The 22,409-nt window shown below is 33.4% G+C and carries 19 protein-coding genes; 4 read left to right on the forward strand and 15 right to left on the reverse strand.

The genetic code is table 11. From position 1 onward, the window contains the following. Positions 1 to 227: 227 nt before the first annotated feature. The 6 genes from FLA105534_RS19475 to FLA105534_RS19500 all read right to left on the reverse strand — a co-directional run bounded on the left by FLA105534_RS19475 (position 228) and on the right by FLA105534_RS19500 (position 9,748). Complete coding sequence (locus FLA105534_RS19475) at positions 228 to 1,571, reverse strand: DUF4302 domain-containing protein (RefSeq protein WP_173967754.1); 1,344 nt, start codon at positions 1,569 to 1,571, stop codon at positions 228 to 230. 28 nt (positions 1,572 to 1,599) lie between these two features. Further along, the gene (locus FLA105534_RS19480) at positions 1,600 to 2,457 is read right to left on the reverse strand and encodes a zinc-binding metallopeptidase (protein WP_173967755.1); all 858 of its coding nucleotides are present in this window, start codon (positions 2,455 to 2,457) and stop codon (positions 1,600 to 1,602) included. Between the two features lie 19 nt (positions 2,458 to 2,476). Continuing rightward, positions 2,477 to 3,964, reverse strand: a complete 1,488-nt coding sequence (locus FLA105534_RS19485; RefSeq protein ID WP_173967756.1) for a RagB/SusD family nutrient uptake outer membrane protein — start codon at positions 3,962 to 3,964, stop codon at positions 2,477 to 2,479. Positions 3,965 to 3,978: 14 nt separating this feature from the next. Then, positions 3,979 to 7,698, reverse strand: coding sequence for a SusC/RagA family TonB-linked outer membrane protein (locus FLA105534_RS19490; protein WP_173967757.1), 3,720 nt, complete (start codon positions 7,696 to 7,698; stop codon positions 3,979 to 3,981). 232 nt (positions 7,699 to 7,930) lie between these two features. Further along, positions 7,931 to 9,046: a FecR family protein gene (locus FLA105534_RS19495; RefSeq protein ID WP_173967758.1), complete on the reverse strand. Its 1,116-nt coding sequence runs from the start codon at positions 9,044 to 9,046 to the stop codon at positions 7,931 to 7,933. Between the two features lie 90 nt (positions 9,047 to 9,136). Continuing rightward, entirely contained in the window at positions 9,137 to 9,748 is a 612-nt protein-coding gene (locus FLA105534_RS19500; RefSeq protein WP_173967759.1) for an RNA polymerase sigma factor, read from the reverse strand. Between the two features lie 573 nt (positions 9,749 to 10,321). Between FLA105534_RS19500 and FLA105534_RS19505 the strand changes: the two genes are divergently transcribed. Next, complete coding sequence (locus FLA105534_RS19505) at positions 10,322 to 10,726, forward strand: helix-turn-helix domain-containing protein (protein ID WP_173967760.1); 405 nt, start codon at positions 10,322 to 10,324, stop codon at positions 10,724 to 10,726. 890 nt (positions 10,727 to 11,616) lie between these two features. Here FLA105534_RS19505 and FLA105534_RS19510 read toward each other — a convergent pair. The 9 genes from FLA105534_RS19510 to FLA105534_RS19550 all read right to left on the reverse strand — a co-directional run bounded on the left by FLA105534_RS19510 (position 11,617) and on the right by FLA105534_RS19550 (position 19,802). Continuing rightward, positions 11,617 to 12,045 (reverse strand): hypothetical protein, encoded by a 429-nt coding sequence (locus tag FLA105534_RS19510; RefSeq protein ID WP_173967761.1) that lies wholly within the window; start codon positions 12,043 to 12,045, stop codon positions 11,617 to 11,619. A 140-nt stretch (positions 12,046 to 12,185) separates the two neighbouring features. Beyond that, positions 12,186 to 13,058, reverse strand: a complete 873-nt coding sequence (sucD, locus tag FLA105534_RS19515; protein ID WP_017497509.1) for a succinate--CoA ligase subunit alpha — start codon at positions 13,056 to 13,058, stop codon at positions 12,186 to 12,188. An 84-nt stretch (positions 13,059 to 13,142) separates the two neighbouring features. Beyond that, entirely contained in the window at positions 13,143 to 13,505 is a 363-nt protein-coding gene (locus tag FLA105534_RS19520) for a nuclear transport factor 2 family protein (RefSeq protein ID WP_173967762.1), read from the reverse strand. 2 nt (positions 13,506 to 13,507) lie between these two features. Beyond that, positions 13,508 to 14,437: a UDP-3-O-(3-hydroxymyristoyl)glucosamine N-acyltransferase gene (locus FLA105534_RS19525; RefSeq protein ID WP_173967763.1), complete on the reverse strand. Its 930-nt coding sequence runs from the start codon at positions 14,435 to 14,437 to the stop codon at positions 13,508 to 13,510. 96 nt (positions 14,438 to 14,533) lie between these two features. Beyond that, positions 14,534 to 15,100, reverse strand: a complete 567-nt coding sequence (efp, locus tag FLA105534_RS19530) for an elongation factor P (RefSeq protein WP_173967764.1) — start codon at positions 15,098 to 15,100, stop codon at positions 14,534 to 14,536. A gap of 149 nt (positions 15,101 to 15,249) precedes the next feature. Further along, positions 15,250 to 16,035 carry an acyl-ACP--UDP-N-acetylglucosamine O-acyltransferase gene (lpxA, locus tag FLA105534_RS19535; RefSeq protein WP_017497513.1) on the reverse strand — a complete coding sequence of 262 codons (786 nt, stop codon included), beginning with the start codon at positions 16,033 to 16,035 and terminating at the stop codon, positions 15,250 to 15,252. A 73-nt stretch (positions 16,036 to 16,108) separates the two neighbouring features. Further along, positions 16,109 to 17,497 carry a bifunctional UDP-3-O-[3-hydroxymyristoyl] N-acetylglucosamine deacetylase/3-hydroxyacyl-ACP dehydratase gene (locus tag FLA105534_RS19540; RefSeq protein WP_173967765.1) on the reverse strand — a complete coding sequence of 463 codons (1,389 nt, stop codon included), beginning with the start codon at positions 17,495 to 17,497 and terminating at the stop codon, positions 16,109 to 16,111. After that, positions 17,490 to 18,533 carry a UDP-3-O-(3-hydroxymyristoyl)glucosamine N-acyltransferase gene (gene lpxD / locus FLA105534_RS19545; RefSeq protein ID WP_173967766.1) on the reverse strand — a complete coding sequence of 348 codons (1,044 nt, stop codon included), beginning with the start codon at positions 18,531 to 18,533 and terminating at the stop codon, positions 17,490 to 17,492. The genes FLA105534_RS19540 and lpxD overlap by 8 nt, the downstream gene beginning before the upstream one ends. Positions 18,534 to 18,572: 39 nt before the next feature. After that, complete coding sequence (locus FLA105534_RS19550; RefSeq protein WP_173967767.1) at positions 18,573 to 19,802, reverse strand: HD domain-containing protein; 1,230 nt, start codon at positions 19,800 to 19,802, stop codon at positions 18,573 to 18,575. Positions 19,803 to 20,023: 221 nt separating this feature from the next. On the opposite strand from FLA105534_RS19550, the gene porX reads away from it, so the two are divergent. From porX to FLA105534_RS19565, 3 genes are all read left to right on the forward strand, one after another. After that, positions 20,024 to 21,577, forward strand: coding sequence for a T9SS response regulator signal transducer PorX (gene porX / locus FLA105534_RS19555; RefSeq protein ID WP_173967768.1), 1,554 nt, complete (start codon positions 20,024 to 20,026; stop codon positions 21,575 to 21,577). 67 nt (positions 21,578 to 21,644) lie between these two features. Further along, on the forward strand, positions 21,645 to 22,055 hold the full coding sequence (gene tsaE / locus FLA105534_RS19560; protein ID WP_173967769.1) for a tRNA (adenosine(37)-N6)-threonylcarbamoyltransferase complex ATPase subunit type 1 TsaE: 411 nt from the start codon (positions 21,645 to 21,647) through the stop codon (positions 22,053 to 22,055). Then, a partial coding sequence (locus FLA105534_RS19565) for a hypothetical protein (protein ID WP_173967770.1) occupies positions 22,052 to 22,409 on the forward strand: 358 nt, incomplete at its 3' end. The genes tsaE and FLA105534_RS19565, both read left to right, overlap by 4 nt.

The following is a 22,409-nucleotide window of genomic DNA, read 5'->3' on the forward strand; positions in this document are numbered from 1 at the left end:
GCTCAATCATTTTTTGTCCCTTGAGTTTCAGACCTAAAGATATTCTTAAATTACATATAAGTTTGGTTTTTAAATCAAGTAAAACGAGTTGTTCTGATTTCTCACTTAAAAAAGCAGCCCGTTAGGGCTGCCTCAACTCAAAATAAAATAAAATAAAATAAAGACAAAACGCATTGTAGTTTGTAGCTGCTCTTTCTAAAAGACTACAATGCATTTTTACGTTTAACTTAAAGCAGCCAGGTTGTCATTCTAAATGAACTTGATGCACTAGTAAACGTATAAACTGTATTGATATATCCTAACTTGAAGTTTTCTTTTTTGACAAAAACACCAGTGGTATTGACAAGATTTTTATCAAAACTAGCCAAGAATGCAGGAGCTGCAGCAGTTGTGTTTCCGTTCCAAGACTTATGTTTTAGAATGATCTTTTGGTTCGGTGCGTCTTCCACAACATCTATGTAGTGAAAAATTGCTGGCTGACCACCTGCGAACGTATAATAAATGAAATTTCCAAGCGAGTGATTCAAATAAAGCTGAACGGATGTTATGGTTACACCTTTAGGTAAACTTGCGTTAATTTTTGCTAGCTCATTTATAAACAATTGCGAGTTTGTTGATGCATCCTCTGTATAATCATCAACATAATAACCAAATCTGGCAGAAATTTTCCCCGGAAGCAGTATCTTATAATCATCTGTTAATCTTGGTGGAACATTACTAAATTTAAGAGTTGCACTTACTCCGCCAGTTCCGGTTGCTACAAAATTATTAGTAGCGGTATCGTATACAAAATTAGTTAGTTTTTGACCTTTTACTGTAAGTGCTGGTTTTATTGTAGCTCCGGTTGGTGTAAAAGCCAAAGCTAAATTCTGAACGTCGTTTGACCCTGCCAATAAAGATGTTGCCACTCCAAAACGCGCAGCTGTATTATAATCAAAATCATAGTTTTGAACTGTAGATCCATCATTAATCTGTAACAATCTATAAAGCGGGCTTACTTCATCTCCTGTTATGGCATTTATTATTGGCGTGTTTTTAGCTAAATCTGTCCAATCTTTTGCTGTCGCTTTTACAAAACGAACTTCGTGTCCGTTTCTATTGGTTCTAAAAATAATGTCTCCATTTTTTTGTCCATAATAAAAGAATTGAAAATCTCCTAAATATCCTTTGGCTAAAAGTGCGGCTGTTGGAGAATTATTTGCATCAGACAAAAGATGTATTCTGTTTTCGGTTGTAAAAACTAAACTTACAGTGCTACCAACCTGAATTTCGTACTGACTTTTGTAAGTTCCTGTCAGACTATTAAAATCGGAGGCCATATCTACTTTTCCTTCTGGAAGAAATTTAAATAAATGTGTCCACCCTCCTAATTGTGTGCTGTCTGTATAATAAACTGCTTTCCATCCTTCTGAAGATGAAAGTAAAACATCGTTCAGCTCTTTTTGACGGGAACTTAATCTTTCTGTAGCATTTTTATCAAATTTAGCGTCTACTTCTGTGCTTGTACAAGACCCCAGTAATAAAGCTATAAAAGAAATCGCTAAATACTTATATATATTTTTTGCTTTCATAATATGATTTTTATAAAATTTATTGTCCTTAGTTATTAACTACAACATCAGTGTTTTTTTGAGCTTCATCTCTTAAGGCATAGAAATCTATATTAAAAGAATCCTTATAATACTTTACAACCAATGCTTCTTTTGCTTTAATATTTGCTTTTGCAGTAGCATCTGTAACACCCGCCAAAATGGCATCGTATTCTGCTTTTGAACTGGTTAAAATTGTAGCGGCAGTTTCGGCAAAATCTTCATAAATGTTTAATCTTGCATAACTGGTTATAAAACCTAATGATCTTGAAGTTGAAAGTGCTTCTGTATACCATGTAGAAGTATAACCTACCGGAGTTAACTTTGACCAGGCCTGCTCATCAAATGGCTTAGTCTGGTTCAAAATATGCACATATTCATGCTGAATGGTGTGAATAAATTGTGTAACATTAGCTCTGTTTTTCTTATTAAGTTTATCTACCTCAAATAGCGTAACTCTTTGACCGGCTTCTGCTAATCCCAGAGTCACTGTTCCGTTAGTGTTTAAATTAACACCTCCAACAAGTACAAATTCTCTTGGAGCAATTTTCTTTACAAAATTCACTCCACCAATCTTGGTGTAACTGTCCACCCAGATTTTCTTTACCACTTCCATTGCCGGCTGAACTTTATCTACTTGTGGTGGGAATAGATATTTAGTATTATCAACTAAATTTTGATTCCACTCATAATATACATTTATGTTATAAGGGTTTAAGAAAGTGGTCCCAATCCATTTATCTAAATCTGTTTTTGACAGTGCTGAAAAATCAAATTGACTTTCTTTTGGCTGCACTTCATGAGCACAAGAAGCTAGAAGTAAAACCCCTGCCATTAATGCTATTTTATATGTTTTTACTATTTTCATACTATACTTTAATTAAAAATTATCTAGGATTTTTTTCAATACCATTATCTGAAGCTCTAAGCGGAATTTGTAACGCTCTTCGTTTGTCGTCTTTCTCTAAAACGTTTTTTCGAATTACTTTACCGAACTCAAGTGTATTATGAGTTACAACCAGATTAAAACGTTTGATATCAAACCATCTAAGTCCTTCACGTAAAAAATCTTTTCTTCTTGCCTCTGCTAATGCTTTTATATAGGAAGCCTGAAGTGGGCTTAAGGTATAGAACGGAGTAAACTCATTTGAGATTACCGGATATTTAGCCTGTACTAGTGATTCATTGAATAGATCTGTTGCAGCATTGTATCCTGATGTTCTGGTTCCTAAAAAGTATCCTAATTCAATATTAGCTTCTGCCATCCTATTCTTCATGACTAATGCTTCAATTCTGTTCAGATACAACTCGTCATTGCTAAGTAAAACGGTAGCAGTATAAGGCTCTCCAATACCAGATGTTAGGTTTGTAACTTTAAAATGTTCGTAAAGTTTGGGAACCACAACCAATACTCCGCTGTAATATTGACCCTGAGCTTTAATTAAATTTGGTTTACCCCACATATTGGTTTGATTTCCTAATATTTCATCTGACTTATTTCCTGCAAGAGCAAATCGGTAAGCACCTGCTCTGTTTGCAATTGAGTTAGGATAAGCAATTAAGAGATTGGTTTCTTGCTCTGCTTTAGAGTATTCTAAAGACATTTGAGAGAAAGGAACAGCATTAAATGCAAGATAACTTCTAATTTTAGTTGGTTTAGAACCAAGTCCTTCAGAAAATTCAAGAACTTTGTCCCAATCCCCTTTTATTAAGTAAAAACGACATGCCAAGGCTCTGGCAGCATCCCTGTTGAAGTGAAACTTAGGTTCTTTATAATCATTTGTTACATATTTTAAACCTTCTATAATGTCTTGTTCTACAAAATCGAAAACTTCTTTTACTGTATTACGTTTGTATTGTACCAATAAGGCTGTTTCCGGCTTTGTAATATACGGAACTCCTAAATCTGATCCCGCAGTTGCAGGATTGTAACGATTCGCCCATAATGAAACCAACATAAAATGAGAATAGGCTCTCGCAATCAAAGCCTCCCCTTTTTGTGGATTTAAACTTGTTGGACTGCCTAATTTTTCAATGGCATCCAATGCCTGATTTGCGGCCGCTATAGCTTCGTATGATCCGATCCAAAATCCATTTTCAGTATCTGTTCCGATCTGATTTTGCATTTCCCAATTATAGCTGTTATCATTGTTTACATTCGCAGCCTGTTTTAACTCTGAGTCAAAAACATTATCAGACATAGCTTCTGCAAGTGCAAAATAGGAAGCGTTAGGATAGGCTGTAACTAATAATTCGGATATTTTCTCAGGTGTATCTATCTGCGTTCTGTTATCTGGTACTTCTGAAAGGAAATCATCACAACTGCTAAAACCAATCAGCAATAATAGTGATAGTGTTATTTTTATATTTTTCATAATCAATTTTAGTATTAGAATGAAATATTTATTGCAAAAGTATATTGTGCTGTAATAGGGAAAGCTACCCCTCCTGTATTACGGAATTCAGGATCTTGTCCGTTTAATTTTTTGTCTGAATAGATCAGCCATGGATTAACTGCGGATCCTTTAAGGGTAAAGCTGCTAACGCCTAACTTTCTCTTAAAATCACTTGGAAATTCCCAGCCAAGAGAAATATTCTTTAACCTTACAAAATCACCGCTTGCAATTCTAACATCAGAAAAATTATAAGTATTGTAGGCAATCTGTAAGTCATTCTCACCATAATTTCTATTCAACAATCTATCTGCAATAACTGGTACATTGGTGAAGTTTTCGTCTCCTGGATTGATCCATCTGTTTGCAAATTCTTTTGTAAAAACAGTCTGATCTGTGTAAACATTATTATACACTGGATTCAATCTGATTTTGTTTCCTCCTGATCCTACGATGAAAACATATAATGACCAGTTTTTGTAAGTAAACGTATTGGCAAGACCAATAGATTTATTTGGTTCAACAGATCCTTCGTATTTTAAATATTTCATTACATTGTTAGTATCCTGAAAATTAGCTTCTGTAATATTATTTTCAGCACCATCCTGTAATTTAAAAGTTGGCAATCCTTCAGGATTCAGACCTGTAAACTGATAAGAATAAAGTGAGTTTCTAGGATGTCCTACTGTGTTACCTCCATTTGAGGCTATCAAATCAAATACTGCTGGTTTGTTGGCTAATTTTGTAATTTTTTGATCATAAACAGAAAAGTTTAATGTTGTAGACCATTTAAAATCTTTCGAAGCAATATTCTGAGTAGTAAAACCAAACTCGACACCTTTAGTCTCCATATCAGCATTGTTACCCTGTTTAACAGATTGTCCTCCAACACCGGAAGTAATTACATAATCAATAAGATCAAATGCTTTACGTCTGTAAACATCTGTAGTTACTTGTACTCTGTTTCTGAACAATCCAAGATCTAAACCAATATTAGTTTCAAATTGTTTCTCCCATGTCAAATCTGCATTCTGTAAATCCGAAATGTTTATTGCATTTTCTCTGTCTCCGGTATTAAAACGGTTTGTGATAAAACTTCTGTAAATCGCCAATGAATTTGTAGCAGGACCTGCTGTTGCTGTTAAACCGTATGAAGCTCTAAGTGCCAAAGTGTTAACAGATTCAACATTCTTCATGAAATTTTCTTCTTTAATATTCCATTTACCACTTAAGGTGTAAGTAGGAAGCCATCTTGATGATCCTGTATCTCCTTGTCTGTTAGACCCGTCATAACGACCTGTAATAGATCCTGTATAACGACGATCGTAAGTATATCCTACTTTTCCAAAGAAACCAACTGTTCTCTCTCTTTCAGCTCCAAAATCGTAGTAAGAGTTTCCTTCGTTTACTAACTTTTCAATTAATTTAGGGTCAATAAAAGCACTAAGCCCTTTTTCATATTGAATTCCTGCAGCAGTAAAATTGTCATTATTTCTGTCTACTGATCTAAACTCCGTACCAAAGAAACCTTCTAATTCATGTTTGTCATTCAAGGTGTTTCTGTAGGTAATACTATTTCTAACATTATAAGAAGTCATATCGTTGGTGTATTTTCTTAAAAATCCACCATTTGGCAATACAGATATTTTAGGTGCTGTTAAATCATTTGGATTTTGGTACAAGAACACATTATCCTTTTGGATTTGAGTATTTAGAGTCGCACCAACACCTGCATTATATGCCCCTACTACATTTGAATCTTCGTAAATTTTATGCTCTCTTGATGTATTGGCATAACGCGCAGAACCCGTAAAGTTATAGGTCAAATTTTTATTTATTTTATAATCTATGTCAGCTTGAAAACGAATATCGTTTACTTTTATCCCCATAGTATTATTTTTCAACTCCTTTAAGATGTTCATAGGAGCCCAGTTGTTTTGGTAGTATTCGTAATTACCATTTTCATCATAAGGTCTAAGCGTTCTGCTTGTACTTAATACATAATTAAAAGGGTTAATATCAAAATCTCTTGTTATCTTACCAAACACAGCATCATTTTTACTTTCATATGTACCTGGCGCTTCCTGATCACGTATAGAAGCAAGTGTCGATAAAGTAATGTTTAATCTGTCGTTAATAAAGAATGTTCCTTTTAAGTTTGATGACAATTGTTTTACATTATCAGCTAAAGTCCATCCCGGATCTGTATAGTATCCTAGAGAACCGTAAAATGTATTATTTTTTCCACCACCTGAAAAACTTAAGGAGTGATTCTGTGTGATAGATGGTCTGAATAAAACTTTAAACCAGTCTGTATTTGCTAACTCATATTTTTGCAAAAATTCATTGATGTATGGCTGCTCATTTCTAACACCATACTGACCGTTAGATTCATTATAACGATTAACTTCTTTAGCCAAAATACCATAAACACCACTAAATCTTGCAGTAATAGACGAACTTTGATTAAGGTAACCTTTGGTTCTCATCTCTTGAAAAATACTCATTGATTCCTGAGAATTTAAAATATCATACTGAGTATAACTCGGTACAGTTCTCACTGTATTTTCAACAGAATAGGTCACTTTTAGAGGAGAATCTCTACGTCCTTGTTTAGTAGTTACAACTACTACCCCATTTAAAGATCTTGAACCATAGATTGAAGTAGCCGAAGCATCTTTAAGAATTTCAATACTTTGAATATCATTTGCATTCAAACCTGCTACTGCAGAACTTAATAATGTTGCTGAATTTCCAGATGCTAAATCAGCAAATGAAACGTTGATAATATCTTCCTGAACAACCCCGTCAATAACCCATAAAGGTTTTGTATCTCCGAAAATAGAAGAAGATCCACGAACAGTAATTTTTGGCGTCGAACCAAAAGATCCTGTAACGTTTTGTACAGTAACACCGGCAGCTTTACCTTCAATCATTCTGCTCACATCTACAACACCATCGACTTTTAATTCACTGCCGGAAATTTTACTGATTGCTCCTGTAAAAGTTCTTTTTGAAGTTTTTTCGTAACCTGTAGTAACTACAACTTCTTTTAGATTTTGCCCTGCTTCATTTAAAACGATAACCGGATTTGTATTACTTATTCCTATTTCTTTTGTTTCCATTCCAACATAAGAAATTACAAGTCTGTCACTGTTAGTTGGCATTTCGATAGAAAATTTACCATCAAAATCTGTTAATACCGCAATCTTAGTTCCTTTTGCTAATACGGTAGCTCCAGGTAATGGACTACCACTAACATCTGTAACTGTACCCTTAATAATCGGACCTGCAGCAGTTAAGCTTTCAAATACTGAATTTGATGTTTCAGCACTTGTAAAAGGAACTGCTGATCCATTTTTCTGCAGAATTATCTGATTGCTGACTTCGGTATAAGTGATATTAAATGGCAATAAAATTCGATTCAAAATACTCGACAATGCTTCATCGTTAGCATCTATGCTAACTTTCTGATTCAGTTGTGGTAATCTTGAATTGTAAGAAAATTTTACGTTTGCAGACTTTTGTAATTTAGACAATGTATTGTCTAAAGTTAAATTTGTAATATTAATTGTAACTTTAGTATCTAGTTTTTTTTGCCCATTTACATCATTTGCCATGGCAACACTTGAAAACACAAGTGCCAGAACAAACTGAAATAGTGTTATTTTCATGATTCGATGGAGTAATCGTTGTTTAACAACTGGTTTTTTCATAATTTTGGTTTGTTTTGATTAATACTGATTCGAGTGTATTTTTAGAAACGTACTCAATTGCTCTTTACAGAGAGCGATTTGATTCCCTTAAGTGTCGATAATGTTACAGCATTTCGGCACTTTTTTTCTGCATTCTCTTTTACATAGGCATAATTATTAATTTTGGTTTTGGTTATTTTTGGTTGTTTTTATTTTTAAATTCCAACTTTACAATTACAGTTATAAAGCAAGATTAATTACATCCTTCAGATATTATAATAATTTGATTTCCATTCATTTCAAAAGTGCTATTGTTACCAATACTATTACAGACAATTTTTAGTTTTTCCATCAAAGGCTGGTCACTAAGAGAAGTTGTAAGATGACAGTCTTTTAGTTTGTTTTTTGGATAGTCAATATCCACGAGATAAGCCTGTTCTATTGTTTCAAAAATTTGCGATACAGGAATATCTGTAAACTCAAAACTCAGTTGTTCAATATTCCCGACACTGCGGGTAAGAACCACATCCTGGGTTATATTTGTAATTTTGTTAAAGCTTAAATCTTTTCTCTGAAAACGAAGTGCCTGATTAGGCAATAAAACAACTTCTTCCTGATCCGATCTGGAAACGAGATCATTAGATTTTACCCTTACTTTACCGGTGCGAACAAGAACTTCAACATTAGGTTGATCAGAATAAGCTTTGACTCTAAAACTAGTCCCGACTACCTTCGTAACAATTTCATTTGCGTAAACGAAAAAAGGCTTTTTAGGATTTTTACTAATTTCAAAGAAACCTTCGCCGGATAAATACACCTTTCTTTCGTTTCCGGTAAAGATCTTAGGATAACTTAGTTTACTGTTAGGCTGCAGCAAAACAGAACTGCCGTCAGATAAAGTAATAATCTGTGCTTTGTCTGAGTTATTCGTTTGTTCTACTAATCCCTCATTATTTTCATTGATAAGTTCGTTGTAGGTTACTACTTTGCTATCAGGTGTAATTTGGTTATTGTAAAACCAAAGGGATCCTAAGCCAATAATCAAAGCCGCAGCAATACCGCTAAGAAAATATTTTTTAAGAAATTTTATTTTTGAGATTGGAGTTGAATTATTATCGTTTTCTTTCTCTTCGATTTTAATCCAAGTGGCCTGCAAAGCATGATGAAGATCTGCTGGAGATATTGAATGCTCTGGTACTTTCATTGCCAGTAACAAGACTCTCGCATCTTCCACCAACTTAGCACGCTTACGACTTTCTAATGTCCATTCTTCCCAGCCATCATTGTCAATTTTAAACAAAATCCATGACTGGAATGATTCGTCAGATAAGAAATCTTCAATTTCGGTATATTTATTACGTTTTTGCATCTAGAAATAGGGTTACAAAAACATAGAGGACGGTTTTCTTATTATATACTCACCAAATTATGATTTTTTTTCAATTCTGTATAAATAAAATTAAAAAGTAACTGAAGAAAGAAGAAGAATTAACGAAACACTACCCTTCCATTCTTTGCGAAGAGTAAGTAAACCGCGGTGTAGTAAGTTACTTGCTGATTGATAATTTACCTCCAGCATATCGGCAATTTGATCAACTGTTAAGCCTTGGTGATATCTTAAATACAAGGCCTCTTTTTGTCTTGCCGGTAGATTGTTTAATAATTTGTTCAAATGAACTACTTTTTCTTTTGTAGCATAATCGTCATCCATCAGATCGTGTTCTACCGAGAATTCTAAAAGAAAAGCAATGGAATCTGTGCTTGCTGACTTGCGGAAAATATGATCGCGTTCGTACAAGCGTGCAATACGCTTGCGCACACTCGACAATAAATAGGCTTTTACTACAACTGAACTTTGAAGCCCGTTTTTGTAAACCCAGATGTCGGTAAAAACATCCTGAACACAATCCTGCACCTTTTCAGCATTTGGAGAAAGCGAATTTCCGTAGTTTACCAAATCACCATAGTATTTTTCAAACAACAGAGAGAATGATTTTTCATCTCCATTTTTCAAGTTAGTCCAAAGCGTAAGATCGTCAGAAGTTTTGAATTGTAGAGTTTTGGTATTCATATAAAATCGCAATAGAATTCTTGAAAATAAGCACTAGTTTTTAACACAAAGAATAAGATTTGTTAACATTATTCTTTATATCTGTGCGATAAATATATAAAAGCAAACATATAAAACAAATTTTAGTAAACAAATAAAACATACGAATTTACGTGCTAATGAAGGCTTTTTTTGTTGAAAACACGGGGTTTAGACTAAAAAAACAAAATCGAAAGTATTGTTTTATTTTTTTCAAATGTCAGATTTTACTACTAAAGTTTTTTTAGTTTTTTTTTAACATTATCTTTAATAACAGTTTTAGCTTTGTTCTAATTTGTTACATTGTTACAATTTTAGCTTTACTTGAAAAATAAGTCTTTATTGTTAAATTCAAATTGCAAATTGAAATATAATAAAAAAATAAACCGGAGATTGACAAGAGAATCGTAAGCAAAGCTCTATTTTTTTAAAAGGATAATCTATTTGAAATACGGATATAATATCTGACAAAAGGAATATTTTACGGGATATTTTTTTATCTTTGAAACTCAGCCAAGACCTTATCTTTGAGTCTTTAGAAAATTGACAATTGTTATGGAACAGAAAATACATCAGGGAAGAAACGTAAAACGTTTTAGAGAAATGCTTAACATAAAGCAGGAAGCATTAGCGTATGATCTGGGAGAAGAATGGAATCAGAAGAAAATCTCTATGCTGGAGCAGAAAGAAGTAATTGAAGATAGTTTATTGAAACAAATTTCTGCACTACTAAAGATTCCTGTTGAAGCTTTTCAGAATTTTGATGAAGAACAAGCGATAAATATTATTTCTAACACATTTGATAATTGTCAGCAACCTGCATCTGTATTTTACAATTCTACCATTAATCAAATTGATCAATTCGTTAAGCTTCATGAGGAAAAGATTGCGTTATATGAGCGCATGTTGAAAGAGAAAGATGAAATGATGGCGAGGCTTGAAAAATTATTCAATAAGTAACTATTTAACACATAGTCCCGATACATCGGGATATGTTTGCTAAAAGAATACAAAAGAAACATGTTTCTCACACCTAGTAGTCTCTGTGTATTTTCAATAAGTGAAACGCCTTTTATATTTAGGGAGATATGACCTAAGCATGCTCTTGCCCTTTCAGGGCAATATGTCGCATTCATTTAGTCATAGTGTGCTGCACTATGTTGGTGCTTTAGGGCTTACAGCCCACTTAATCGAAAAGTTTTACAGCAAATCCAATATTCTTTCTTTAAAGAATATTAGTCAAGTATTTTTTTTAAGAGTATCAAATCTATGTCTCTATGTCTTTAAAAATAGCTAGCAATAACAAGGCTTGAATAATTATTCAATAAATAAATAATTATTCAATAAATAAATAATTATTCACATATATTAATTACACAAAGTGATCTTTCGAGTCTTTTTCTGATTTTATATACCTGCTCTGAAAGAGCCTTAGCGGTAGAATAGTGCTTCGCACTATTTAATGGTTAAATGTTTTTTTTTTTTTTTAAGCCCTGAAAGGGCGAAAGATAAACCTCAAACAAAAGACGCGTTAATAATTGTGTATACTTTTTTTTAAGAAAACAAACACTCCTTTTATTGAGAGCGATATAATCTAAGCATGCTCTTGCCCCTTCTGGGCAATGTATCACATTCATTTAGTCATAGTGCATTGCACTATGTTTGCGCTTTAGAGCTTACAGCCAATTTAATCCAAAAGTTTTACAGGAAATCTAATATTCTTTCTATAACGAATATTAGTGAAGCGCCTTTTATAAGTACATCAAGTCTATGGCTCTATGTGTTTTAAAAAAAAAAGCCTTACTAAAATATTTAGCAAGGCTTTCGACAATTTTATATTGAAGTTTCTTCTAGAAAGCTACATTCCATCTTGGTAATTTTGCGTTTTCATCTAAGAAGTTTTGCAAAACCTGTCCTTCTACAGTGGTTGGAATTCCTTTTACATCTGCAGTAAAAGTTTCATACCAAACTACTTCAAGTGCAGTAATATTCTCTAGCTTCATTTGTGCTGGCCAAGAGTATTTTCTTCCGGTTTTAGCAAATTGGTGTCCGTTTACGATTTTGTCGTATAAACCACCGTTTTTACTTTTTAAGGTACCATCGTTTTGAACAGTTCCTGTAGAACCTACCATGATTAATTCTTTTGCATCTCCTTCAACTGCATAGACTACAAAAACACCTGCACCTGCTTCAGGGGCATTACAAACTTGCTCTAAACTGTCTTCAATTGTAAAAGTAAAACTATTGCTTACTTTAAATTTTTCTAATTCTTTGTACATATTTCTTTTTTTAGCTTCTAAGGTACTGAGGTTCTTAGATACTAAGTTTTTTCTATTTATACCCCAGCATTTTAAAATGTAAAAAAGTCTCAAGTAATATTGAGACTTTTTTTGGAATTTATTATTTCAAATATTGGAGATTATCCAAGTACTTCTTTTACTTTTTTACCAATTTCAGCTGGTGAATCAACAACGTGGATTCCGTTGTCTCTCATGATTTGTTTTTTAGCAGCAGCTGTATCGTCAGAACCACCAACAATAGCACCTGCGTGACCCATTGTTCTACCTGCAGGAGCAGTTTCTCCAGCAATAAAACCAACAACTGGCTTACGGTTACCATCAGCTCTTACCCATTTAGCAGCATCAGCTTCTAATTGACCACCGATTTCACCAATCATAATGATGATTTCAGTTTCAGGGTCGTTCATTAATAATTCAACAGCCTCTTTAGTTGTAGTCCCAATAATTGGATCTCCACCAATACCAATAGCTGTAGTAATTCCTAAACCTTGTTTTACAACCTGGTCAGCAGCTTCATAAGTTAAAGTTCCTGATTTAGAAACGATCCCAACTGTTCCTTTTTTGAAAACGAAACCTGGCATAATACCAACTTTAGCTTCACCCGGAGTGATTACTCCTGGACAGTTTGGTCCGATTAATCTAGAATTTCTTTCTTTAACATAGTTATTCGCTTTAATCATATCTGCTACAGGAATTCCTTCTGTAATAGCAATAATTACTTTAATTCCAGCGTCAGCAGCTTCCATAATTGCATCAGCAGCAAAAGCTGGCGGAACAAAAATGATAGATGTATCAGCTCCGGCTTGTTCTACAGCATCTTTTACTGTGTTAAAAACCGGACGATCTAAATGGCTTGTTCCTCCTTTTCCAGGAGTTACACCACCAACAACATTAGTACCGTACTCAATCATTTGAGAAGCGTGGAAAGTTCCTTCGCTTCCTGTAAATCCTTGAACAATTATTTTGGAATCTTTATTAACTAAAACACTCATGATATATATTTTATGTAGTTTTTAAAATTGTGATGCAAAAGTAAGGTTTTGTAACGTATTTTAACCTTTTTGTCGTCAAAAAAATTAAGAAAATTGACTCATTTGATAACCGCGATATAATTTATCATCTTTTATTTGCCAAATTGTGGTAAAATGAGCTAATAACATCTCTTCTCTCGGGTTTTCAATCGTTTTTACAAAATGAGAATATCGTATTGAAACCAAATCATCTTCTGCAATAATGTGGCTAATTCTGACCTTAGAACGCACATAAGCACGACTCAGCTCGTTTGCCATAGCAGTCATCGAATCGTAATCCATTTCGATTAGTCCTTTAGTGCTGTTCCAATCTAACTTTACCTCAGGATGAAGGTAAGTTTTCATGATTTCGCTATCAATTAAGGCATCAGACTTGTAAAATTTTTGAACAAATTCTTTTATAGACATAATTACTTCAATTTATTTAGAATTTCAGGAATCTTTTTGATATTGGCCAATTGTTTTAACTTTTCTCTTGATTCTTCGATTGGAGTACCGAAATATGATTTTCCTCCTTCAACCGATTTAGTAACTCCCGTTTGTCCCATAATAACAGCTTTCGCTCCTATTGTGATTCCGCTGGTTGTTCCTACTTGTCCCCAAATTGTAACTTCATCTTCAATTACGACACAACCAGCAATACCTGTTTGCGATGCAATTAAACATTTTTTACCAATCACAGTATCATGTCCTACATGTACCTGATTGTCAAGTTTTGTACCTTCTCCAATAGTCGTATCACCGGTAACACCTTTGTCGATTGTACAAAGTGCTCCAATACCTACATTGTTTTCGATAACTACTCTTCCACCTGAAACCAACTGATCAAAGCCATCGGGGCGTTTTTTATAATAAAACGCGTCAGCTCCTAAAATGGTTCCGGCGTGGATCATTACATTATCTCCAATTACGGTATGATCATAAATAGTAACATTTGGATGAATCAAACAGTTTTTTCCGATTGTAACATGGTTTCCAATGAAACAATTAGGCTGAATAATTGTTCCTTCTCCAATAGTTGCAGAAAGAGCAATCGATACACTTGTGCCTTGAAAAGGTCTAAAATGTTTGGTTAGGATATTGAAATCTCTGAAAGGATCATCAGAAATTAAAAGTGCTTTACCTTCAGGGCAGTCTACTTTTTTATTAATTAAAATTATTGTAGCAGCAGATTGTAAAGCTTTATCGTAATATTTGGGATGGTCAACAAAAACAATATCACCGGGCTCAACGACATGTATCTCGTTCATGCCTAAAACGGGAAAGTTTTGGTCACCAATAAATTCGCAATCAAGCAAATTTGCAATTTCTTGTAAAGAATGAATCTTTGGAAATTTCATATATTTATTTAGTTTTCAGTCTCAGTTTTCAGTCTCAGTTTTCAATCTGCATTAACAAACTGATAACTGCGACTGAAAACTGAAAACTTATAAAAACTACTCTTTTACACGCTCCATGTAAGAACCTGAAGCAGTATCAATTTTAATTTTATCACCTTCGTTGATGAACAAAGGTACATTTACAGTTGCTCCGGTCTCTACTGTTGCAGATTTTGTAGCATTAGTAGCTGTATTTCCTTTTACTCCCGGTTCAGCATAAGTAATTTCAAGAACTACAGATGTAGGCATATCAACAGACAAAGGAAGGTCAGTTTCAGTGTTGATCTGAACCATTACGTTAGTTCCCTCTTTCAATAATCCAGGGTTATCAAGAATATTTTTATTCAAAGAAATTTGCTCGAAAGTTTCTGCATTCATAAAGTGAAACTCATCTCCTTCAGCATATAAAAACTGAAAAGTATGTGTTTCTACACGAACGTCTTCGATTTTATGTCCTGCAGAAAATGTATTATCTAATACTTTTCCTGTAGTTAAACTTTTTAATTTAGTTCTTACGAAAGCTGGGCCTTTTCCAGGTTTTACGTGAAGAAACTCAATGATTTTATAAATATCGTGGTTGTATTTGATACATAAACCGTTTCTAATATCTGATGTAGATGCCATTTGTTTTTTTATTTTAGATTTTAGAATGTAATTTTCAGATTCTAAAATCCTAAATCACATTTATTTTTTGTTTTGTTTTTGTTGAATCGGTTAACTTTTGACTGTTTTTTCGATTAAACAAATAAACGAATAAACAATTAAACGATTTTTTAATAGTTTCCGGAGTAACCTTTCATAATTCCTCTTGATGAATTTCTGATAAAATCAAGAATTTCATCTCTCTCAGGAGTAGCTTCCATTTCAGCCTCAATAATACTTAAAGCTTGTGTTGTATTGTAATTTTTTTGGTATAAAATTCGATAGATTTCCTGAATTTCTCTGATTTTCTCAGTGCTGAAACCTCTTCTTCTTAAACCTACTGAATTGATACCGACATAAGATAACGGCTCTTTTGCGGCTTTGGTATAAGGAGGAACATCTTTTCTAACCAAAGATCCACCCGAAATCATAGCATGATCTCCAATATGGATAAATTGATGAATCGCTGCCAAACCACCAATTACTGCGTGATTTCCAACTACAACGTGACCTGCCAATGCTACTCCGTTTACGATAATGGCATTATTACCAATTTCGCAGTCGTGAGCAATGTGAGCATACGCCATAACCAAACAATTGTTTCCAAGAATAGTTTGTCCGGAAGCAACTGTACCTCTGTTTATAGTTACACATTCTCTAATGGTACAATTGTCCCCTATGATAGCAAGAGAATCTTCTCCTCCAAATTTCAAATCTTGTGGTACCGCAGAAATAACCGCTCCTGGAAAAATATTGCAATTTTTACCAATTCGGGCTCCTTCCATGATCGTCACATTTGAACCAATCCAAGTACCATCACCAATAATTACATTATTGTGGATTGTTGTAAAAGGCTCAATTACAACATTTTTAGCGATTTTAGCGCCAGGATGAACATATGCTAATGGTTGATTCATATGTGTTTTTTATATTTTAAATTAAAATAATCTAATTTGGGCAACAAACCTAAACAATAAAATTGATTAATTATTATTGTTTTCTAGCAATTTGAGCCATTAATTCTGCCTCGGTCACTAATTTTCCATTTGCGTAAGCATTTGCCTGCATATGACAGATTCCTCTTCTGATTGGAGAAATCAATTCACATTTGAAAATTAATGTATCACCTGGCAATACTTTGTGTTTAAACTTAACATTGTCAATTTTCATGAAATAAGTTAAGTAATTCTCCGGATCCGGAACTGTACTCAAAACCAAAATTCCACCCGTTTGCGCCATTGCTTCAACAATTAAAACTCCCGGCATAACTGGTGCTTCCGGAAAATGTCCAACAAAGAAATTTTCATTCATTGTTACATTTTTCAACCCAACCACATGACGATCCGACATTTCGATGATTCTATCAATCAATAGAAATGGAGGTCTGTGAGGAAGCATTGCCATAATTTTATGGATATCCATCAACGGTTCTTGGTTTAAATCGTAAACAGGAACGTGATTTCTTTGCTCTATTTTAATGATTTTTGCTAATTTCTTAGCAAACTGAGTATTTACAAAATGACCAGGTTTATTAGCAATAATTTTACCTTGAATACGAACTCCAATAAGAGATAAATCTCCAATTACATCAAGAAGCTTGTGTCTTGCTGCTTCGTTTGGATAATGTAGGGTAAGGTTATCTAAAACTCCGTTTGGTTTTACAGATATTTCGTCTTTTCCAAAAGCTTTCTTTAAATTCGCCATTGTAGATTCAGAAATCTCCTTGTCTACATAAACAATTGCATTGTTTAAGTCACCACCTTTAATTAAACCATGCTCTAATAAAGATTCTAATTCATGCAGAAAACTAAAAGTTCTTGAACTTGCAATTTCTGTTTTAAAATCTGCTATACTTTTTAATGTAGCATTTTGAGTACCTAAAACTTTAGTACCAAAATCTACCATTGTAGTCACTTGATAATCATCACTTGGCATTACAAGAATCTCACTTCCGGTTGCTTCATCAGTAAATGAAATTACTTCTTTTACGACATAAACATTACGGCTTGCATCTTGTTCTTCTATTTCAGCTTTTTCAATTGCTTCAACAAAATATTTTGAAGAACCATCCATGATAGGAAGTTCTGAAGCATCTAATTCTATAATAACATTGTCCAAATCACATCCAACTAATGCCGCCAAAACATGTTCAGGAGTTTGAATTTTTACGCCTAGTTTTTCTAAATTAGTACCTCTTTGCGTATTTACAACGTAATTAGCATCAGCCTCAATGACTGGCTGACCTTGCAAATCTACTCTTACAAAAGTGAAACCATTATTAATTGGAGCTGGTTTAAAAGTCATTGTAACTTCTTTCCCAGTGTGTAATCCAACGCCTGTTAGTGAAATTTCATTTTTGATGGTCTTCTGTTTAACCATTATTTCCATTTTTTGGGTTTATTATTTGTTTTTTTAATTCTTCTACTTCGGCAACTATTTTAGGCAGATTTTTGAAATGAACATACGATTTATTAAAATCAGTATATCCAAGAGACGGTGTCCCTTGTAAAATTTCATCATCTTTGATGTTTCTTGCTACTCCCGATTGAGCCTGCAATCTCACATTATTACCTATTGTCAAATGGCCTGCGATACCAACTTGCCCGCCAATCATACAGTTTTCACCAATTTTTGTTGAACCGGCAACACCTGATTGTGCTGCAATTACTGTGTTTTTGCCAATTTCAACATTATGTGCAATCTGAATTTGATTGTCTAATTTAACTCCTTGTCTTATAATTGTCGAACCAAGAGTTGCTCTGTCTATTGTCGTATTAGCACCAATATCAACATTATCTTCAATAATAACGTTACCAATTTGTGGTACCTTACTATAAACGCCTTCTTCATTTGGTACAAAACCAAAACCATCCGCACCAATAATAGTCCCGGAATGAATCGTACAATTGTTTCCAATTATAGTTTCTGAATAAATTTTAGCGCCTGCAAAAATATACACATTATCGCCAATAACAACATTATCCCCAATAAAACTGTTTGGGTAAATTTTTACATTGTCTCCTAAAACTACATTTTGCCCAATATAGCTAAAGCTTCCTAAATATAAATTTTCGCCATATTTAGTGCCTTCTGTAATAAAAGACTGTGGTTCTATTCCGTTTTTATTTAGTTTTACTTGATTGTAAAACTCTAAAAGCTTAGAAAAAGAAGCGTAAGCATCTTCTACTTTTATTAAAGTCGTGGTGATTTCCTGTTCTGGTATAAAGCTATCATTAACAATAGTTACAGATGCTTTTGTAGTATATATGTGGTTGATATATTTTGGATTGGCCAAAAAAGTAAGCGATCCCTCCTCACCTTCTTCTATTTTAGATAACCGAGAAACTTCTACATTGGGATTACCAACAACTTCTCCTTCTAAAATTCCCGCTATTTGTTCTGCTGTAAATTTCATTGCGACAAAAATATAAAAAATAGATTTTAAATGTTAATTTTAGATAAGTTGTTTTGGGAAACAGATATAATATTTTGTAACCAATTTAGATAAAGACCTTAAATTCAACTGATCAGATGCTTCTACAACATCTTCAATTGTTTTGTCTTTTTTCAAAATTCGTATCGGTTCAGCCTCTTTACTGTATGCCTGATTTTTAATTTTTCCGCCAAAGATAAAATAACCCGCCTCTAATTGTGTAATATGGTGTTCGTTAGCGAATTCTTCTTTCAGAGATTGCAATTCTTCCGCAGGTATTTTCTCTGCAGTAAGTTTAATTTTAAGCAAATCTCTATTAATAAGCATCTTACTCAAAGTCGAAAGAATAAAATCATCATACTTCTGCCAAGCTTTCAAAGCGCTGATAATGTCAAAATCATCAAGTTGAGAGAATAAATCTAATTTTTCAGCATCAAAGTCTTCTAAAGTTACTCTGTTCTTCATAAAATAAAAAAGAGGCTCGCTACACGGTAAAATCACACCTTTTAAAGTCAATTCTCTGGCTCTTTTTAACACCTTCATCAAAATCAACTCTGCTACCAGACTTGTTTTATGCAAATAAGCCTGCCAATACATTAGTCTTCTTGAAAGCAGAAACTTTTCAACTGAGTAAATTCCTTTTTCTTCGATGACCAAAACACCATCCACCACATTCATCATCTGAATCAAACGCTCAGAGTTTACATTTCCTTCGGCTACACCGGTATAAAAACTATCTCTTTTAAGATAATCCATTCTATCCATATCCAGCTGACTTGAAATCAGTTGTAACATAAACTTTCGATGATAATCCCCTTTAAAAACCTGAATGGCCAGACTCAGTCTTCCTTCAAATTCTTCATTCAGCTGATTCATAAACAACAGCGAAATAGCTTCATGATTCACATCTTCGACGATACTTTTTTCCATTGCATGCGAGAAGGGTCCATGACCTATGTCGTGTAGCAAAATAGCAATGTACAGCGCATTTTCTTCTTCAGGTGAAATCGCAACCCCTTTAAAGCGAAGTGTGTCTACAGATTTCTGCATTAAATGCATACAGCCTAAAGCATGATGAAAACGCGTATGATTAGCGCCAGGATAAACCAAATACGACAATCCCATTTGCGAAATGCGGCGTAAACGCTGAAAATACGGGTGTTGAATTAAATCGTAAATAAGTTCATTCGGAATGGAAATAAACCCGTAAATGGGATCATTAAATATTTTTAACTTATTGATATGAGTCACTATTTGGTTTTTTTTAAGTCAACAAATATAAGTAATTAACTATAACGAAGTTTGCGTTTTTTGCTTAAAAATTGCTAAACGTTTAGCTTGAATATCAAATTAATAGCAATAACTTAAAAACTTATTCTGCAAAAAATACCATTCTTAGTTCTGAAATTTATACTATTTTTAATACTTTTTAAGTTCTATACTTCTAAATTGCATTAAAATAAAAAACGTTTATGGACAAGATAAAAATACTTTGGGTCGATGATGAAATCGATCTTTTAAAGCCACATATATTATTTTTGGAGAAGAAAAACTATAATGTAACTACTTGTAACAATGGTTTAGACGCTATTGCTTTATTTGAAGAGGATAATTTTGATATTGTATTCTTAGATGAGAATATGCCGGGAATGAGTGGACTCGAGACGCTTTCTGAAATGAAAGAGAAAAAATCGGCAATTCCGATGATTATGATTACCAAAAGTGAAGAGGAATATATAATGGAAGAAGCCATTGGTTCTAAAATCGCTGATTATCTGATCAAACCTGTCAATCCGAATCAGATTTTATTGAGTCTAAAGAAAAACCTGGATCATTCGAGATTAATTTCTGAAAAAACAACCTTAGATTACCAAAAAGAGTTTCGAAAGATCTCTATGGAACTGGCTATGGTTAATTCTTTTGAAGACTGGATTGAACTATATAAAAAGTTGATTTTTTGGGAATTAGAACTTGAGAATATTAACGATCAGGCCATGATCGAAATTCTTGAATCTCAAAAAGTTGAAGCTAATTCACAATTCGGAAAATATATTGAAAGAAACTACGAAGACTGGTTTGCTCCAAAAGCAGATAAACCAATTCAGTCACACAATTTGTTTAAAGAATTAGTAGTTCCAGAGATCAAAAAGAAAGACAAACCGATTTTGTTTGTGGTTATTGATAATCTTCGTTACGATCAGTGGAAATCATTTGAAACTGTTGTTTCTAATTATTACAAACTAGAAAAAGAAGTGCCTTATTTCTCTATACTTCCAACAGCTACCCAGTATGCGCGTAATTCTATTTTCTCTGGTCTATTACCAATAGAAATGGAAAAACAATTTCCGCAATACTGGAAAAATGACGTGGAAGATGGTGGTAAAAACCTGTATGAAGCCGAATTTCTTTCAGCACAATTAAAACGCTTAGGTCTAAATATTAAAGAAGATTATTTTAAAATTACCAATTATGCCGGTGGAAAAAAACTAGCGGAAAACTTCAAAGCCTTAAAAGGTAACGACCTGGTAACTGTAGTCTATAATTTCGTAGACATGTTGTCACATGCTAAAACCGAAATGGAAGTAGTAAAAGAATTGGCTTCTGATGATAAAGCGTATCGCTCTCTGACTTTAAGCTGGTTTAAAAACTCACCTCTTTTGGAAATCATCCAACAAGCACAGCTTCTAGGCTTTAAATTAATTCTAACAACCGATCATGGTACTATCAATGTAAAAAATCCTTCAAAAGTTGTTGGAGATAAAAATACAAGCTTAAATTTGCGCTACAAAACCGGGCGTAGTTTAACGTACGAGCAAAAGGATGTTTATGTGGTAAAAGAGCCTAAAGTGATTGGTTTGCCTGCCATAAACATGAGCAGTTCGTTTATTTTTGCTAAAAATGATTACTTTTTAGCCTACGTAAACAACTACAATCATTATGTGAGTTATTACAAAAACACTTATCAGCACGGAGGAATTTCATTAGAAGAAATGATTATTCCGTTTTTGGTATTTAACCCTAAATAAAGTCTCCTGTCTCAGTTTACAGCCTCAAATAAAGACTGAAAACTGAGACTATTAAAAATAAACAAAGATGAATATCGTTTTTTCATTAGATCAAATCAAAGAAGTAGCAGAGCAAATTTTAGCCTCAAATCCAAAAAAAATTATTCTTTTTAATGGAGAAATGGGTGTTGGAAAAACTACTTTAATCAAGCAGTTGTGTAAAAGTTTAGGCGTTCAGGATGCGACCAGCAGTCCAACTTTTTCTTTAGTTAACGAGTACTATACTTCTAATAATGAGATTGTTTATCATTTTGACTTTTACCGATTAAACAAAGAAACCGAAGCTTTGGATATGGGGGTTGATGATTATTTGTACTCCGGAAACTGGTGTTTTATAGAATGGTCGGAAAAAATTGCGAATCTGCTTCCGGAAGAAACTTCTACAATTTCAATTGAGTTGCAGGCAGATGGACAGAGATCTTTAGAATTAGTCCTATGAAAAATCTAAAGTTTATATTTTTTTTTTATTTTTTATTGAATGCGTTAAATGCATTTTCACAAACTTCAATTCCATCAGAATTAATAAATAAACCCAATACTGATGATTTGTATAAAGTTAAAGAAGGTGATATCAAGAGTCTTGAGGTGTTCGAAACCAACTATTTAAAAAATGAAAGTTATATAAACAAATGGGTTTTCAATTATTTGGCAGATACAATAATCAGAGGGAGGTTATTCAAAAATGAAGAATTAAAGTCTGTATTTGAATATAATCTCGATCATGAAAAAAATATAATAGAAACAAAAGTGAATTTTTTCAGTCCTTATGTAAAAAATGATAAACTACATATAC

It is taken from the genome of Flavobacterium collinsii, from assembly GCF_902804485.1.
Lineage (GTDB): Bacteria > Bacteroidota > Bacteroidia > Flavobacteriales > Flavobacteriaceae > Flavobacterium > Flavobacterium collinsii.

Bases quoted from the DNA above. Each gene is read 5' to 3' on its own strand.
- FLA105534_RS19475 (WP_173967754.1), bottom strand. From the start codon at position 1,571: ATGAAAGCAAAAAATATATATAAGTATTTAGCGATTTCTTTTATAGCT.
- FLA105534_RS19480 (WP_173967755.1), bottom strand. From the start codon at position 2,457: ATGAAAATAGTAAAAACATATAAAATAGCATTAATGGCAGGGGTTTTA.
- FLA105534_RS19485 (WP_173967756.1), bottom strand. From the start codon at position 3,964: ATGAAAAATATAAAAATAACACTATCACTATTATTGCTGATTGGTTTT.
- FLA105534_RS19490 (WP_173967757.1), bottom strand. From the start codon at position 7,698: ATGAAAAAACCAGTTGTTAAACAACGATTACTCCATCGAATCATGAAA.
- FLA105534_RS19495 (WP_173967758.1), bottom strand. From the start codon at position 9,046: ATGCAAAAACGTAATAAATATACCGAAATTGAAGATTTCTTATCTGAC.
- FLA105534_RS19500 (WP_173967759.1), bottom strand. From the start codon at position 9,748: ATGAATACCAAAACTCTACAATTCAAAACTTCTGACGATCTTACGCTT.
- FLA105534_RS19505 (WP_173967760.1), top strand. From the start codon at position 10,322: ATGGAACAGAAAATACATCAGGGAAGAAACGTAAAACGTTTTAGAGAA.
- FLA105534_RS19510 (WP_173967761.1), bottom strand. From the start codon at position 12,045: ATGTACAAAGAATTAGAAAAATTTAAAGTAAGCAATAGTTTTACTTTT.
- sucD (WP_017497509.1), bottom strand. From the start codon at position 13,058: ATGAGTGTTTTAGTTAATAAAGATTCCAAAATAATTGTTCAAGGATTT.
- FLA105534_RS19520 (WP_173967762.1), bottom strand. From the start codon at position 13,505: ATGTCTATAAAAGAATTTGTTCAAAAATTTTACAAGTCTGATGCCTTA.
- FLA105534_RS19525 (WP_173967763.1), bottom strand. From the start codon at position 14,437: ATGAAATTTCCAAAGATTCATTCTTTACAAGAAATTGCAAATTTGCTT.
- efp (WP_173967764.1), bottom strand. From the start codon at position 15,100: ATGGCATCTACATCAGATATTAGAAACGGTTTATGTATCAAATACAAC.
- lpxA (WP_017497513.1), bottom strand. From the start codon at position 16,035: ATGAATCAACCATTAGCATATGTTCATCCTGGCGCTAAAATCGCTAAA.
- FLA105534_RS19540 (WP_173967765.1), bottom strand. From the start codon at position 17,497: ATGGTTAAACAGAAGACCATCAAAAATGAAATTTCACTAACAGGCGTT.
- lpxD (WP_173967766.1), bottom strand. From the start codon at position 18,533: ATGAAATTTACAGCAGAACAAATAGCGGGAATTTTAGAAGGAGAAGTT.
- porX (WP_173967768.1), top strand. From the start codon at position 20,024: ATGGACAAGATAAAAATACTTTGGGTCGATGATGAAATCGATCTTTTA.
- tsaE (WP_173967769.1), top strand. From the start codon at position 21,645: ATGAATATCGTTTTTTCATTAGATCAAATCAAAGAAGTAGCAGAGCAA.